This is a genomic window from Micrococcaceae bacterium Sec5.7 (assembly GCA_039636785.1).
Taxonomy (GTDB): Bacteria; Actinomycetota; Actinomycetes; order Actinomycetales; family Micrococcaceae; genus Arthrobacter.
This window is the reverse complement of record CP144169.1, coordinates 1,226,988-1,242,051: the sequence shown is the minus strand read 5'-3', so window position 1 is coordinate 1,242,051 and position 15,064 is coordinate 1,226,988. Positions and strand designations below refer to the sequence as shown.

Genomic DNA, 15,064 nt, shown 5'->3' with positions numbered 1-15,064 from the left:
GTTGACTCAGGCCGGGCTGCTGGGGGACTGGTCTGCTCAGGCTGCGTTTGCTCAGGCCGGGGCCGGCAGGGCGGCGAAGCTTCCGGTCAGGATGGACTGAATCTTTTCCGGGTGAACCTTGGCTGAGATGGCCTTGCCAACGGTCTTGGCCTGGCGAAGGACTTCCTTGGGGGTGGGCGTGATGAGTTCGCCCACTCCCACCAGATAGATGCCGATTGCACGCATCGCGACAACCAGATTCTGGCCCACGGTGATGCCGAGTTCGCTGAGCATGCGGCGCAACTGGCTGTGCGCGCAGCGCGTCAGCACGATGTGGTCCGCCAGCAGCACTCCGGTGGGGGTGTGTACCGCCCACCTGCGCATGGGGGAGTCGGCCATGCCGGCGGCCACCATGTCCAGCTGTACGGCGCGTGTGGTGTTCCGGACGTCCAGGTGGTGGCTGGCCGCGTAGTTGCGCAGGTGCCGGAGGATCTCGTTCCGCTCCTGAAGAGTGGCGGAGTCGGCTGCATCGCAGCGCTGCAGCGAAGCAGTGTTTGCCGGTTGTCCGGCGCCCAGGATGTCCAGCCCATCCACGATGATGGAGTCCACGCCCCGCCGGCTGAGCTCCGCCGCAACGGCGAGGCCGGAGAGGCCGGTTCCGATGATCACTGTGGTGGTCTGCTCGGTTCCGCCGCAAAAAGGCATGCTCGACACTACAGTGCTCCTCCTCGAATGATTCGAAGTGCAGGCATCTTCACTCTGCACGCGTTCCGGTACCCAGTGGGTGCGGACGCAGTATCTGATCCAGGTAGGTGTTCTGAAACACCAATGTCGGATCAACAACGTCTCGAAGACTACAGAACTTTTCGAGCTCTGGATAGACCTCGCTGAACATTGAGTAATCCATGAAATGCCACTTTCCCCAATGGGGTCGTCCTATGTGGGATCTGAATATTTCCTGGGCCTCACGGAAGTACTCCAGAAAGGGTGCGGCGACGTGGCTGTGAATCGCGATGTACCCGGTCTCGCGCCCGAAGGCGGTGGAGAGCGGAATGTTGTCGGCGGCCGCGCACCGTACCTCCACGGGGAAGGAAATATTCAGCCGCCGGCGTTCGATCATGGCGTCAAGCTCGAGCAGGACCGAGGGCACAGCCTCCAGCGGAACCGCGAACTCCATTTCCCGGAACCGGACGGTACGGACGGTGGCGAAGACCCTGTGTGAGAGATCCGTAAACTCGCGCTGCCCCGTCATGCCGCTGACAATCCGGTTGGCCGCGGGGATAAGCGCAGGTCCATGCGCCAGGACGCGGTTCAGTCCGTCGAAGACAACGTTGGACATCAATTGGTCGTCCACGAACCTCCGGGCGGGGGACAGCGGGCGCGCACCCTTGCCGCTCCGGTGGTCAGGCGAAGCCAGTCCACGGCGTGTGTTTGTCTTGGTGAGGGCAGCAGCGGTGTGGGGGAACCAATAGAACTCAAAATGGTCCTCTTCACGGACCCTGTCCGCAAAGCCGTCCAGTACATCGGCCAGGCCTTCGCGCCGTTCCACTGCGTGCAGCCGGAAAGCCGGAACGCATTGCAACGTCAGGGTGACAATAATTCCGAGGGCACCCAGGCCCAACTGCGCGGCGCGGAACAGTTCGGCGTTCTCCGTGGCTGAGCAGTTGAGGATGTCTCCGAGCCCGTTAACCAGAGTAAGGCCGGTGAGCTGCGTACTGATCCCGCCGAACCCCAGCCCGGTGCCGTGCGTGCCCGTGGAGACCGCACCGGCGAGAGTCTGGCGGTCGATGTCCCCGAGATTTTCCATGGCCAGACCAAACGGCGCCAGCAGATCCGGTATGGCGTCCAGCGGAGTTCCGGCCAGAAAGGTTGCCCGCCCCAAGTTGCTGTCCACACTGAGCAGCCCCCTGAGGTTGGCCATGTCCAGCTGGATGCCGTCAGTCAGGGCTATCCCGGTGAAGCTGTGTCCCGAACCAACGGCTTTGATGGTGGTGCCCAGCTCCGAAGCCCGGTGCACGTGCTCGGCCACCTCTTCGATGCTGGCCGGAGCGCGGACCGCTGTGGGAGTGCAGGCCTGATCGCCGGCCCAGTTCCGCCAGACTCCGGCCCGGCGCCGGGGACGCAGGACGTTATAGAACCCGGCACCATGGTCAGGCCTCACAGAAACGCCTTCCCTTCGCCCCGGTAGGTGGGCAGCTCGCCGCGCACCTCACCCGAGTCCAGCAACAGCAGGCTGTCCACGTGTTCGCAGAGTTCACCGGACTTAGCATGGCGGAACCACACCTTTTCCCCGATGCTCAGAGTGGCCGCAACGGAACCCTGAAGCGGGGTCTGCACCTCGCCCGCTGCCTCGGCACTGAGGTACCGGAGCCCCGGCGGGTGCACCGGCGTCGGGAGTCTGTCCCGGCCGGGAGGGCCGGACGCAATCCAGCCCCCGCCAAGCACCACAACTGTGTCCGGAGCCGGGCGCCGGACCACGGGAAGCGCGAAGGCCGCGGCGGGCGCCGGGCGGAACCGCGAGTAGCGGTCAAAGGTGGCCGGACCGAACAGCCCCGAACCGGCGGCCAGTTCTGTCAGTGAGTCGTCCCGACTGCTGAGCTCCAGGCTTCCCGTGCCGCCGCCGTTGACGAATTCCAGGTCTGCAAGCCGACTGACCGCGGCCACGGCAGCCTGCCTGCGCACCGTCAGCTCCTGCATGGAACGGCTCTGCATGGCTTTGACCGCGGCAGCCCGCGCCGGGTTGAGGGGCTGATCGCCCAGCCCGGCAACGTGCGCCTCGTATCCCATCAGCCCCACCAGCAGGAAGCCCCGCCGCCGGGCGATCTCCGCTGCCAGGTCCGCCGCCTCTTCCGGTGTACGAACAGGGGAACGGCGCACACCGATGTGCGGCCCGCCGCCCGGCCGCCAGCCGACATCGAGGTCAATGCACAGCCGGATCCGACCCGCGGCGTTCACATCCCGCAGAACCGATTCCATCCACACCAGCTGCTCGGCCGAATCCACCATCACCGTGACGCGCCCAAGGAGCGCTGGATCGGCGGCAAGCAGCCGCAGGGCTGCATCATCCGCCGTCGGGTAGGCCACCACAACGTCGTCGAACTCGTCTGCCAGCCACAGCCCTTCGGCCAGGGTGTACGCGAGGATGCCGGAAAAGCCCTCCGTGGCCAGGACAGCGCGGAGGACGTCCCGGCAGCGGATGGATTTGCTGGCCACCCGGATGGGCTTACCACCGGCCCGCCGCAGCAGCGAACCTGCGTTGGCGGAGAGGGACTGCCGGTCCAGGACGGCAAGCGGCGCCGGCAGCGCCCGGACGGCGGCACCGGCCAGCCGCCAGTCCCCGGACGGGCGACCGTCCGGAAGTGCGGGGCGGCCGGAATCGTCATTGTGGCGGCCCGACTCAACCGCCTGCGGATCCAGTTCCAGCACGGCCACCTCCCTGTTCAAATCGGTGCAAGCTGCCGCTCACTCTGCCACAGCGACGGGGCATGTCAAGGCCGTCTGCGGGCTATGTGGGGAACCGGCCGACTGCCCTTCCACATGCTTGCTAAGTGTCCGCCGACCGAGAATAGTGAGAAGAGGAGGCGGGCCTTCAGGCAAAGGCAGCGGCAGGTGCAGTATGGGCCAGCCGTTGCACAGCGAAGGCCCTCGCTTCTGGCAGAATAGCCGCAACATCAGGCAGTATCGCGAGGAGGCGGACCAATGGGCGCACATGAGATGCAACCGGACCCGGCAAGGGACAACGACGGCGATTCCGCCGCCCCGGCGGGGATCGTAGTGGGCGTCGACGGTTCTGACCACGGCCAATGCGCACTCGTGTGGGCCGCCCGTGAGGCGGAGCGCAGGCGCCGCCCGCTCCACATCGTGACAGCGTATTCGGTGCCGATCTTTGCAGCCTCAGGACTCGATGGCGGCTACGCCACCGTGGATGATTCGGTCATCCGCGAGGGTGCCGAGGCAATCCTCAAGCAGGCCATGGACAAGGTCTCCGCCTACGACATCGACGTCGATGCCTCCGTGGAGAACGGCGATGCATCCGGTGTGCTCCTCGAGATGTCCGAATCGGCAGAACTGCTGGTTTTCGGGACGCGGGGCCGCGGCGGCTTTGTGGGCAGGCTTCTGGGCTCTGTCAGCAGCGCTCTGCCCGCACACGCGAAGTGCCCCACGGTGACTGTGCCGCTGATCTGTGCAGACCGGCTGGGCGAGACCACCGAGGACAAACACATCAAGGCGGAGCAGGCCAAGTCCGGAAAGCAGCCGGTTGAGAACGTGGTGGTGGTGGGCGTTGACGGCTCCGAGCAGGCACGGATTGCCGTATTGGAGGCCGCGGCTCAGGCTGAGCGGCTGGGCGCTTCCTTGCGGGTGATCTGCGCAGTGCCCCAGTACAGCGGGTCGCTGGCCTGGGTCCCCGCGCCGATGGACCGTGAGGCCCTGTTCGCGGACATCCGGGTCCAGCTGGACGCCGGGGCAGCCTGGCTAAAGAGCCATTATCCCAAACTCGCCATCGAGACCCAGCTGGTGGACGGATCACCGGTGGAAATTCTGGTCGAAGCAAGCCGGCATGTGGAGCTTGTCGTGGTGGGCACCCGCGGCCGCGGCGGCTTCGCCGGGATGCTGCTGGGCTCTACCTCAGACGGCATTCTGCATCATGCCAAGGCCCCCGTGCTGGTGGTTCCGGACAGGGACGATCCCCGGCTTGCGGACCGCGCCAGTTTTGGGCCCATGCTCGGCGCTGCTTAGGCCGGCCGCCATCACGCCCGGCCGAAGCAGATGAGCCCGGTGCCTGCTCCCCGGACCGCTGGGAGCGAGCTGATTCTGGATTTCAGGCATGTCAGGGCCGGCATGCTTCCGCTGGTGGGAGGAAAAGCTGCCAACCTGGGTGAGCTGACTGCTGCCGGGCTGCCTGTTCCGCAGGGCTTTTGCCTGACCACGGATGCCTACCGGCAGGCACTGGCGTCCCCGAAGCTCGCGGACGTGCACAGCGCTCTCGAATCCACGGCGCCGGACAACCTGCCAGCCCTGGCCGCGCTTGCCGGCCACGCCCGCGGATTGGTCCAGGACACTGGCGTCCCCGCAGCCATCTCCGCTGCAGTACGAAACGCCTATGCCGCGCTGGGAGCGGACGTGCCAGTAGCGGTCAGGTCTTCCGCCACGGCCGAGGACCTCCCCTTTGCCAGTTTCGCCGGCCAGCAGGATACGTATCTGAACGTGGTGGGTGCGGACGCTGTCCTGACAGCCGTTCGCCACTGCTGGGCGTCGCTCTGGACCGACCGGGCGGTGAGCTACCGGGCGAGCCATGGGATCAGCCCCTCCACCGTTGCGCTCGCCGTTGTGGTTCAGCGCATGGTGGATGCGGCGACGGCCGGCGTGTTGTTCACCGCCAACCCGGTGACGGGCAGGCGCCGTGAAGCCGTCATTGATGCCAGCCCCGGACTCGGGGAATCGGTGGTCTCCGGTGCCGTCAACCCGGACCATTTCGTAGTGGACACTGCGTCCGGGAAGATCCTGGAGCGCAGGATCGGGGACAAAAAACTGATCATCCGCGCCCTGCCGGCCGGCGGAATCGAACGCATTGAACAGGCGGACGCAGATGGTCGGGCGTGTCTGCAGGACAGCCAGGTCAAAGATCTCGCCGCGCTGGGCGGGCGGGTGGAGGGACACTACGGATCGCCGCAGGACACCGAATGGGCCATCGATTCCGACGGCAAGCTCTGGCTCACCCAGTCCCGGCCGATTACCACTCTCTACCCGCTGCCGGAGAATCCGCCGGCCGCAGAGGGCACCCGCGTCTACCTCTGCTTCAGCCTGGCACAGGGGCTCACGCGCCCCATCACGCCGATGGGGCTTGCCGCGTTCAGGCTCATTGCGTCCTCCGTTGCCCGTGCCGCCCGTTTTGACGTGCCGCAGTCCCGCAACGGACCATCGCCGTATGTGGAGGCCGGGCAGCGGATTTTCTTCGACCTCACTGCCGTGGCCCGCAGCAGCACCGGCCGCAGGATTGTGCCCAAGGTGTTCGACGTCATGGAGGCGCGGTCCGCGGCCGTGCTCCGCCGCCTGTTCGAGGACCCAGGCTTTTCGATCAACCGCAGGACTCCCCTGGGGCTCCTGCGGCATGTGGGCGCGGTCGCAGCGCACGCCCGGGTTCCGGAAACCCTGCTCCGCGCCCTGGTCCGGCCGGACGCGGCACTCCGGCGTGTGGACCGCTTCGCCAAGGAATTCAAAGCTGCCCTGGAGCTGCCTGCAGGCGCCACTCCACTGGAACGGCTTGACCACACGGAACGGATCCTGGGAAAACAGCTGTTTCCTATCGTCCCGGCCATTCTCCCGCTCCCCGCGCTGGGGTTCGCCATGCTGGCTTTGGCAGGAAAACTGCTGGGCGGCCGTGGGCGGCGAGGCGATCTCCAGGCAGTCCTCCGCGGCCTGCCCAACAACGTGACCACTGAAATGGACCTGGACCTGTGGCGGTTGGCCACGGAAATAAGAGCCGACGACGATTCCCAACGAACGCTTGCCGGGCAACCGCTGGCGGCGCTCGCCCAGAGCTTCCGCTCCGGGGGACTTCCCGCCGTCGTGCAGTCCGGACTGGCAGGTTTCCTGCAGCGTTACGGCCACCGGGCCGTTGCCGAAATTGATCTGGGGATGCCCCGCTGGTCGGACGACCCCACCCACATCCTTGGGGTGCTGGCCAACTACCTCCGCCAGGATGATCCCGGCCAGGCACCAGACAAGCAGTTCAACAGCGCGGCGGGCGAAGCGGAAGCCCACATGGCCAAGCTGGTGGCGGAAGCCCGGGGCAGGAGCCGGCTCCGCGGTGCGGTGGTGCAGGCTGCGCTCAAGCGGGCACGCCTCTTCGCCGGGCTCCGGGAACTTCCCAAATACCAGATTGTGGTGGCACTTGCCGAGGCCCGCAGCCAGCTCGGCGAAGTCGGAGCGGTGCTGGCCGCCGCCGGACGGGTCACGCAAGCGGATGACGTGTACTTCCTTGATCTAGTCGAAACGAGGATTGGCCTGGCTGGCAAGGACCTGACGGCGCTGGTGGCGCGGCGCAGGGAGGCCTATGCCCTGGAACTCGGGCGTCGCCACGTGCCCCGGATGCTGCTTTCAGACGGGACGGAACCTGAAACCGTGTATTCCCTCGGGGGGACTGCCACCGAAGGGGCGCTTACTGGAAGCCCGGCGTCGGCTGGAAGGGTGACTGCCGCAGCACGGGTGATCCTGGACCCGGTGGGAGCTTACCTGGAACCCGGGGAGATTCTGGTGGCCCCGTCCACGGATCCGGGCTGGACCCCGCTTTTCCTCACGGCCGGCGGTCTGGTGATGGAAATGGGAGGCGCCAACTCGCACGGCGCCGTAGTGGCCCGGGAGTACGGGATTCCGGCGGTGGTGGGTGTTCCCGATGCCACGTCGCTCCTTGTCACGGGACAGCAAATCACTGTCGACGGCGGCGCCGGAACCGTTGTGCCGGACCGGCGCCAACGGACCTCAGCTGAGGGGGTGTACGCAGCGGATCCGGGGCGTACCCTGAAGCTATGAGCTGCTGCATCGAAGCGGGGCTTTCATGACCCGGAAATGGCTGCGGTGGATGCCCGCCGTGGCCGCACCTGCCGTGATCGCCGCCGCCGTGTTGGCAGGGTCCGTACCGGCGCGGGCCGGTGATCCTTTGCCCGCCAAAACCCCGGAACAAGTGCTCGAATTGGTTGCTCAGCACAGCACGCAATCATTGTCCGGGACGCTGGAGCAGAGTTCCGGGCTTGGCTTGCCCGAGCTTCCGGCCAAAGGACCCAACGCAGGCGCCGGCGGCACCTCAGTCATTGAGCTGCTGTCCGGTCCGCACACCGCGCGGGTGTTCCTGGATGGAGCCGCCAACGCGCGGATCCAGGTGTTGGACCAGCTGGGGGAGCGGGACGCCGTCCGGAAGGGCAGCGAGCTGTGGTTTTACACATCGAAAAACAACACAGCCACCCACATAACCATTCCGGCGGTTGAGGCGGACCGGCAGAAACCGCCCGCCGGGATGCACGGCGTCATGCCAACTCCGGCGGAGCTGGCCGGGAAGATGCTGGCCGCAATCGACCCCAGCACAGTTGTATCGCTGGGTCCTCAAATCCAGGTTGCCGGCAGGTCGGCCTACAATCTGGTCCTGACGCCACGGGCGCCGGGCACACTGGTGGGTTCGGTGTCCATGGCTGTCGACGGCCAGACGGGCCTGCCGCTCAGCGTGGAAATCGACGCACGGGGACAAAGGGAACCTGCGTTCAGAATTGCGTTCTCCAGCCTCACTCTTGCTGCACCCGATGCCTCATTGTTCACCTTCAATCCGCCGCCCGGCGCCACTGTCAAGGAGCTCGAGAAGCCCGCAGTGCCGCACCCGGCCCCCAAAGCGCCCGGCGAAACCCGCACCCCCGGCAAGGACCCAACCTCTCCCCATGGCGCCGGCTCTGCCACCAGGCCCACCGTGACCGGCTCCGGATGGGAAACGGTGGTGGCATTCCCGCCAGGCGGCGATTCAACATCGATTGACTCAATGCTGAGCGACCCGCTCCTCAAGCAGGCGACAGTGGCGGTGTCCGGCGGGCGGCTGCTCTCCACCTCACTCGTCAATGTCCTGCTCACCGACAACGGCAGCATTTTCGCCGGTATGGTCCCGCCTGAGCGGCTGCAAGCCGCCGCCACAGCTGCCAAGTGACAGCCCTTGGCCGGGTCGCCGAACCGGGCATCGGTACAGCAGAACTGAGTATAGAAACAAAGGGTCTGAGCAAACGATTCGGCCGTCAGCTGGCCGTCGACGGCATTGATCTTGCCGTCCCGACGGGTTCCGTCTTCGGATTTCTGGGACCGAACGGCTCGGGCAAAACAACTACCATTCGCATGATGCTTGGCCTCGCCGCGGCCACGGCAGGAAACGTCAACGTGCTGGGGCTCGAGATGCCGCGCCAGCTGCACGAGGTCCTGCCTCGCGTGGGTGCCCTGGTGGAGGGACCGGCCTTCTATCCGTTCCTCTCCGGGGCCGCCAACCTGCACCGGCTTGATGCCGCGGACCGTCATGCCGCGCCGGGAACGCGCCGTGCCCGGGTCGGGGAAGCGCTGGAACGCGTTGGCCTGGCCCACGCAGCCGGCAAAAAAGTACGAGCGTACTCGCTGGGCATGAAGCAGCGGCTGGGCATTGCCAATGCGCTGCTGTCTCCGCGGGACCTTCTGGTGCTGGACGAACCAACCAATGGGCTGGACCCGCAAGGAACGCGGGAGGTACGGAATCTGGTCCGCTCCCTCGCGGCTGACGGCGCCACAGTCTTTGTCTCCAGCCATCTGCTTGCCGAAGTGGAGCAGATCTGTACGCACGCCGCCATTATGAGCGCCGGCCGGCTCGTGGCGCAGGGGCCTTTGGCGGAGCTGCGGCAGGCTGGCCAGGCGCGGATCCGCCTGTTAACCCCCGACGGCGGAGCAGCGTCGGGCGTTCTGGTGCGGTTGGGCATGATTCCGGTAACCGGCCGGCCTGACGGCGCCGACGGTGTTCTGACGGCCGCGCTGCCGGAAGAAACTGTTGAGCCGGATGAGGTGGTGGCCGCGCTGGTGGCGGCTGGTGTCCGGGTGCGGGGTTTTTCCGTGGAGCGGGGATCCCTCGAGGACCGCTTCGTCGCGTTGACCGGGGAGGGATTCGACATTGCTCAATAACAGATTGCCCTACAGCAAATCACCCGACAACAAACCAACCACCGGCGAATCGCCCGAGAGCGAATTGCCTGGCATTGAACCCGCCTCAGACCGGGCGGGGGAGCACACCCCTTCCAGCGGTTCCTTGCTGCTTTCCGAGCTGAAGGTGCTGTTTCGCCGCCGGCGGACATGGGCCATGCTGCTGGCACTGGCCGCTATACCGGTGCTGATCGCCGTCGCGGTCCGTATTTCCTCGGCCCCGCCGTCAGGAAGGGGGCCGGCCTTCCTTGACCGGATCACCCAGAATGGCCTGTTCGTTGGCGTGACGGCCTTGCTCGTTTCAGTGCCGCTGTTTCTTCCCCTGACCATCGGGGTAGTGGCGGGCGATACCATCGCCGGCGAGGCGGGCCTTGGCACGCTGCGGTATCTCTTGGTTGCCCCTGCCGGGAGGGTGCGGCTGCTGTTGGTCAAATACGCCGGCGCGGCCGCCTTTAGTATCGCCGCGCCGCTGACAGTGGCGCTCGCGGGCACCGCGATCGGCTCGGCACTCTTCCCGGTTGGTCCGGTGACGCTGCTTTCCGGGGACCAGATCGGCGCTTCGGAAGCGGCGCTCCGTCTCCTGCTGATTGCCGCATACCTGACGGTCTCGCTCCTGGGGCTATCCGCCGCAGGGCTGTTCCTGTCCACATTGACTGATGTTCCGGTGGGGGCGATGGCCGCCACCATTGTTCTGTCCGTAGTTTCCCAGGTGCTGGACCAGCTTCCCCAGCTGGAGTGGCTGCATCCGTGGCTGCTCAGCCACTATTGGTTCGGTTTCGCTGACCTGCTGCGCCAGCCGGTGCTGTGGGACTCGTTTGTCAGCAACGCCCTGCTACAGGCCGGATACGTCGCCGTATTCGGTGCGCTGGCCTACAGCAGGTTCGTCACCAAGGACGTGCTGTCCTAGAGCTGTCGGAGCTGCCGGGCCGTCCTCAGTAGCGGGCAGCGACCCTCAGTAGCGCGCAGCCACGGGGTGCAGCTGCATTCCCGCCATCCAGCCCAGGTCCGTGACGGTGAGTCCGGCGCTCGGGTTGAGCGCCTGAACAACCTTGCCGTTACCCAGGTAAATGGCAACGTGGTAGAAATTCGGGGCTGATCCCCACACCAGCAGGTCGCCGGGCTGGGACTGCGAGAGGGGCAGGTGAATGGGGGCAGCGGCGAACTGCTGGGCTGCAGTGCGTGGCAGGTATTTCCCTGCCGCCGCAAAAGCGTTCTGAACCAGTCCTGAGCAATCGAAGCCGCGTGGGCCGGTGCCACCATACTGATAGAAGTAGGGCGACCCCACCTTGCCCAGCGCCACCGAGATGGCTGTCTGGTTGGAACCGCCAGGGGACGGCGCAGGAATTACGGGGGCAGGAGGTGCGGGAAAAACCGGTGCGGGAACAACCGGCGCGGGCACCACCGGTGCGGGCACCACCGGTGCCGGAACAACCGGTGCGGGCACCACCGGTGCCGGAACAACGGGTGCGGGAACAACGGGAGCGGGACGAGCCGGCGGGTTGGGCACAACCGGTGCCGGGTTAACAGGGGACGGGTTGGCCGGAAGGTTCGGAGCTGAGGGTGCCTGCGGTGACCGGGGATTGGCCGCCTGATCTGCGGCAGCCTTGTCGGCGGCCGCGGTCACAGCAGCCAGCCGGGCCTGTTCCCGCAGGCGGTCCAGTGCATCCACACGCGCCGATTCAAGCGCGACCGTGGTGTGCCGCAGCGATGCGAGCTGATCCACCAGCACGGTCCGCTGCGCCTTGGCTTCAGACACCGCTTTCAGTTGCGCGGCATTGGCCTGTTCGGCTTGGACCTTTCGTGACTCCGCAGTATTTGCGGCATCGTCTGCTGCACGGTTGGCATCCGCCGCAGCTTCCGTCAGCGATTTTGCCGCAGCGGCGGTCGTCTCTGCGGACTCGAAGGCGCGGCTGCGGTTGGCGGTGACCGCCTCCAGCGTCGCGGCCTGCTGGAGTACGTCCCCGCCGCCGCTCACAAAGGTGCTCAAGGCGGGGTTCAGTCCGCCGTTGCGGTAGAGGTCCCCGGCCAGCTGGCCGATCTGCTTTCGGGTTTTGTCCTGCGCCCTCTCGGCCGCGGCGGCTTCGGCCGTTGCTACCGCGGCGGCATCTTTCCGGATCTTCAGCTCAACCAGGGCATCGCCGTAGGCATTGTTCGCCTGCAGTGACACGGCGAAGCCCGCCTGCTGGGCGCGGGACGCGTCCTCGAGGATGCGTTCGATTCTGGTGACCTGATCCGCCGTCGCGCTTTCACTGGACTTTGCGGCGGCGATGTCTTCAGGCGACGGAATTTCCGGCATTGCCGGAACCTGGAGTGTTGCGGCGCGAACGGAGGCGAGCGCGGACGGCGCGGCCTGCGCGGGCAGGGCCAGCGTTCCAAAGAGTACGACGGCGGTGCACAGCACGGCGGCCTTGCGGCCCGTTCCGGTCAAACTCATTCGCCAACCTCGCAGCAGTGTCAGGCTGGGAAGAGCGAGGATGCGTACGCGGCACGGAAATGCCCCCTCTGCGGATCACCCAGCAGCTATGAGGCTACGTGCCAGAATGCCACTTTGGCAACACTGGTCACATCAATAACATAAACAACAAAAACGTCATTCCGTCACATTTTCAGCGGCGTGTCCCGAATTCAGGCCTAGGCGTGCTGGTGCGACTCGTGCTCCGAGTGGCTGGCGGGTTCCAGCTGGAAGGTGCAGTGTTCGGTGTCGAAGTGCGAGCCGAGGCACGTGGTGAGCTTGTCGAGCACCTGGTCCGCGCCGCGGGCGTTCAGTACGGCGTCCTCCACCACCACGTGCGCGGAAAACACCGGGACGCCTGACGTGATGGTCCAAATATGGATGTCGTGGACCGCCACCACACCCTCTACGGAGAGGATGTGCTCGCGGATCATCTGGACCTCCACGCCCTTGGGCGTGGCCTCGAGCAGTACATCCACTACGTCCCGGAGCAGGTGCCAGGCACGGGGGAGGATCATCAGCGCAATGAGAATGGAAGCGATGGTGTCCGCGGTGTGAAATCCGGTGATCATGATGACCACGGCGGCCACGATGACCGCGAAGGAGCCCAGCAAGTCGCCCAGAACTTCTAGGTAGGCGCCGCGCACGTTGAGGCTCTCCTTCTGTGCGCCGCGGAGGATCAACAAGGAGATCAGGTTGGCCACCGCGCCCAGAATGGCCGCGTAGAGCATGATGTCCGTCCGGATCTCTGGCGCCGAGCCGATGCGCCGGATGGCTTCGATGAAGATGACCACCGAGATAACAATGAGGATCAGTGCGTTTGCCAAGGCAGCCAGGACTTCCGCGCGCTGGTACCCGTAGGTCCGCTGATCGCTTGCGGGCCGGGTGGCGATCCAGGCGGCCAGCAGCGCGATGAAGACGCCCGCAGCGTCCGAAAGCATGTGCCCGGCGTCGGCCAGCAGAGCGAGTGAACCCGAAACTGCGGCGCCCACCACCTGGAGCAGCACCACAGCCAAGGTGATTGCGAGGACGGTGATGAGGCGCTTGCGGTGCTTGCCCGTTGCCGTGATGCCATGCGAATGGTTGTGGTCGTGTCCCATGCCTACAAGGCTAGCCCCAACCGAGTTCGTGCAGGCGCTGGTCATTGATCCCGAAGTGGTGGGCGATCTCGTGGATCACCGTGACGGCAACCTCTCGGATCACTTCATCGCGGGAGGAGCAGATGTCCAGAATGGGCTGGCGGTAAATGGTGATCCGGTCTGGCAGTGAGCCGGCGTCCCACGAGGCGTCGCGTTCGGTCAGCGGCACTCCCTCGTAAAGTCCCAGCAGCACCGTATCCGGATCCTCGCCGGACTGTGGCGTGTAGTCGTCGTCGATGAACACGGCCACGTTGTCCATGGCCCGCGCCAGCTTCCGCGGAATGCGGCCCAGCGCATCGCTGACGGCGGCCTCGAAATCGGCCTCCGACATCTCGAACGGGGCAGCTTCCCCCGCACGGTCCGGGACGATGGGCAGACCGGGCGGCAGGTTTGCGGGCATGCAACGACTCTACCGGGACCTGCGCCGTGTCAGCGCTACGCCTAACAGGCAGATCACGCCACCGATCAGCCCCCAGCTGGTGGGCACTTCGCTCAGCACCAGCCACGAGATCAGGATGGTGGTGCCCGGGACCAGATACGTGGTAGCCGCCAGCTTGCCCGCATCGATCAGCGAGAGTGCGTAGGCCCACGTGGTGAAGGCGACGGCAGTGGGAAAAATGCCAAGGTAAACGAGCCCCAGGGTTGCGGGAAGCGGAGCTGCCTGCAATTCAGAAACCAGCCGGCCGCTGAATGGCAGGCAGCAGAGCGCGCCCACCATGACTCCGAACCAGGTGGCCTGCGCCGCCGGGAACTTCCGCAGCACCGGCTTCTGGATGATGACGCTGACCGCGGCGAGCACAGCGGCAAGGAGGCAAAGCAGTACACCTGCTACATCCGCCGTCGAGCGTTGCCCGGAACCGATGGCGATCATCGCTACGCCGCCGAACGCCACCAGGCTGCCGATGATCAGCCAGCGCGGAAAGCCTTCCTTCAGGATCACACCGGCCATCAACGCGATGAGGATGGGCGAGACGTTGATCAGCATGGCGCTGGTGCCGGCGTCGAGCAGATGCTCGGCGGCATTGAGGGCCACGTTGTAGCCGCCGAACCACATTACGCCGTACGCCACGATGGGCCACCACTCGCGGCGCTGCGGCAGCTTCCGGAGTTTGGGCAGCACCACCAGGCCAAGTACGACGGCGGCAATCGCCAGCCGTCCCAGCGTCAGGGATCCGGGCGAGAAGCTGGGCCCCACGGCCCGGATGCCAACGAAGGCGGAGGCCCAGAGCACCACGGTGATGATCACCGCGGCGATGCCGAGTTTGTTCATGGGGTTCTGGCGCAGGGCGCTCGGGGGCAATGATGGGCTGGGGAGCTGTTCGGCGAGGGCTGGAGCAGCGTGCGGAGACCCCTCTTGGGGGCCGGCGGGCTGCGGGGAGTTTGTGTCGGCGGTGGATGACATGCTGCCAATCTAGTCCTGATCCGGCCATGCGGGCTGGCGGAAATCGGTCACGTCTACGTGAGAAGCTGCCAATCTTCGGGGGAGCGCCGGAGCGACCAGCCAGGGCTCACGGCGGACGCACCCAGCCGGCATGGTCGCAAAGCCGATTTTGGATAATTCAGGGGTAGGCCCTATAGTTTTAGAGTCCAGTTCGGAGAAATAGCAAAGGATAAAGACGGAAGGCCCAGGCCCGAAGCCTTTTCTTTTATCCCCGAACTGCGTTCTGGCCCCCATCGTCTAGCGGCCTAGGACACCGCCCTTTCACGGCGGCGGCACGGGTTCGAATCCCGTTGGGGGTACGCAAGGAACTGGTCGGACCGGATGTCAAAGTCTGGTAGGCTAAAAGCCTTGAAAATTTGCGGTAGC

The 15,064-nt window shown here is 65.9% G+C and carries 12 protein-coding genes and 1 tRNA gene; 6 read left to right on the top strand and 7 right to left on the bottom strand.

The genetic code is table 11. The features are described 5' to 3' along the window. Positions 1-51: 51 nt before the first annotated feature. Genes V3C33_05875 through V3C33_05865 form a run of 3 tightly spaced genes read right to left on the bottom strand, consistent with a single transcriptional unit; the run spans position 52 to position 3,405 of the window. Positions 52-684, bottom strand: coding sequence for an NAD(P)-binding protein (locus V3C33_05875; protein ID XAS69664.1), 633 nt, complete (start codon positions 682-684; stop codon positions 52-54). 49 nt (positions 685-733) lie between these two features. Further along, positions 734-2,140 carry a D-arabinono-1,4-lactone oxidase gene (locus tag V3C33_05870; GenBank protein ID XAS68803.1) on the bottom strand — a complete coding sequence of 469 codons (1,407 nt, stop codon included), beginning with the start codon at positions 2,138-2,140 and terminating at the stop codon, positions 734-736. Next, entirely contained in the window at positions 2,137-3,405 is a 1,269-nt protein-coding gene (locus V3C33_05865; GenBank protein XAS68802.1) for an alanine racemase, read from the bottom strand. The genes V3C33_05870 and V3C33_05865 overlap by 4 nt, the downstream gene beginning before the upstream one ends. 273 nt (positions 3,406-3,678) lie before the next feature. On the opposite strand from V3C33_05865, the gene V3C33_05860 reads away from it, so the two are divergent. The 5 genes from V3C33_05860 (at position 3,679) to V3C33_05840 (ending at position 10,573) form a co-directional block, all read left to right on the top strand. Next, complete coding sequence (locus tag V3C33_05860) at positions 3,679-4,716, top strand: universal stress protein (protein ID XAS68801.1); 1,038 nt, start codon at positions 3,679-3,681, stop codon at positions 4,714-4,716. A 102-nt stretch (positions 4,717-4,818) separates the two neighbouring features. Next, positions 4,819-7,509 carry a PEP/pyruvate-binding domain-containing protein gene (locus V3C33_05855; protein ID XAS69663.1) on the top strand — a complete coding sequence of 897 codons (2,691 nt, stop codon included), beginning with the start codon at positions 4,819-4,821 and terminating at the stop codon, positions 7,507-7,509. 25 nt (positions 7,510-7,534) lie between these two features. Continuing rightward, positions 7,535-8,662: a hypothetical protein gene (locus tag V3C33_05850; GenBank protein XAS68800.1), complete on the top strand. Its 1,128-nt coding sequence runs from the start codon at positions 7,535-7,537 to the stop codon at positions 8,660-8,662. Then, positions 8,659-9,648 (top strand): ATP-binding cassette domain-containing protein, encoded by a 990-nt coding sequence (locus V3C33_05845; GenBank protein ID XAS68799.1) that lies wholly within the window; start codon positions 8,659-8,661, stop codon positions 9,646-9,648. Before V3C33_05850 ends, V3C33_05845 begins: the two co-directional genes overlap by 4 nt. Positions 9,649-9,712: 64 nt before the next feature. After that, positions 9,713-10,573, top strand: coding sequence for an ABC transporter permease subunit (locus tag V3C33_05840; protein XAS69662.1), 861 nt, complete (start codon positions 9,713-9,715; stop codon positions 10,571-10,573). A gap of 45 nt (positions 10,574-10,618) precedes the next feature. On the opposite strand, the gene V3C33_05835 is transcribed toward V3C33_05840, so the two are convergent. The 4 genes from V3C33_05835 to V3C33_05820 all read right to left on the bottom strand — a co-directional run bounded on the left by V3C33_05835 (position 10,619) and on the right by V3C33_05820 (position 14,659). Then, a complete protein-coding gene (locus V3C33_05835; GenBank protein ID XAS68798.1) occupies positions 10,619-12,100 on the bottom strand; it encodes a C40 family peptidase in 1,482 nt (493 codons plus the stop codon). 197 nt (positions 12,101-12,297) lie between these two features. Next, complete coding sequence (locus V3C33_05830; protein ID XAS68797.1) at positions 12,298-13,218, bottom strand: cation diffusion facilitator family transporter; 921 nt, start codon at positions 13,216-13,218, stop codon at positions 12,298-12,300. Between the two features lie 10 nt (positions 13,219-13,228). After that, complete coding sequence (locus tag V3C33_05825) at positions 13,229-13,657, bottom strand: metallopeptidase family protein (protein ID XAS68796.1); 429 nt, start codon at positions 13,655-13,657, stop codon at positions 13,229-13,231. Positions 13,658-13,666: 9 nt separating this feature from the next. Beyond that, positions 13,667-14,659, bottom strand: coding sequence for a DMT family transporter (locus V3C33_05820; protein XAS68795.1), 993 nt, complete (start codon positions 14,657-14,659; stop codon positions 13,667-13,669). 265 nt (positions 14,660-14,924) lie between these two features. Between V3C33_05820 and V3C33_05815 the strand changes: the two genes are divergently transcribed. Next, a tRNA-Glu gene (locus V3C33_05815) sits at positions 14,925-14,997 on the top strand. Positions 14,998-15,064 lie beyond the last annotated feature (67 nt).

What these genes read in the sequence shown, in the direction of transcription:
- V3C33_05860 (XAS68801.1), top strand. Translation starts at nt 3,679, where the DNA reads ATGGGCGCACATGAGATGCAACCGGACCCGGCAAGGGACAACGACGGC.
- V3C33_05830 (XAS68797.1), bottom strand. Translation starts at nt 13,218, where the DNA reads ATGGGACACGACCACAACCATTCGCATGGCATCACGGCAACGGGCAAG.
- V3C33_05835 (XAS68798.1), bottom strand. Translation starts at nt 12,100, where the DNA reads ATGAGTTTGACCGGAACGGGCCGCAAGGCCGCCGTGCTGTGCACCGCC.
- V3C33_05855 (XAS69663.1), top strand. Translation starts at nt 4,819, where the DNA reads ATGCTTCCGCTGGTGGGAGGAAAAGCTGCCAACCTGGGTGAGCTGACT.
- V3C33_05825 (XAS68796.1), bottom strand. Translation starts at nt 13,657, where the DNA reads ATGCCCGCAAACCTGCCGCCCGGTCTGCCCATCGTCCCGGACCGTGCG.
- V3C33_05820 (XAS68795.1), bottom strand. Translation starts at nt 14,659, where the DNA reads ATGTCATCCACCGCCGACACAAACTCCCCGCAGCCCGCCGGCCCCCAA.
- V3C33_05875 (XAS69664.1), bottom strand. Translation starts at nt 684, where the DNA reads ATGCCTTTTTGCGGCGGAACCGAGCAGACCACCACAGTGATCATCGGA.
- V3C33_05850 (XAS68800.1), top strand. Translation starts at nt 7,535, where the DNA reads ATGACCCGGAAATGGCTGCGGTGGATGCCCGCCGTGGCCGCACCTGCC.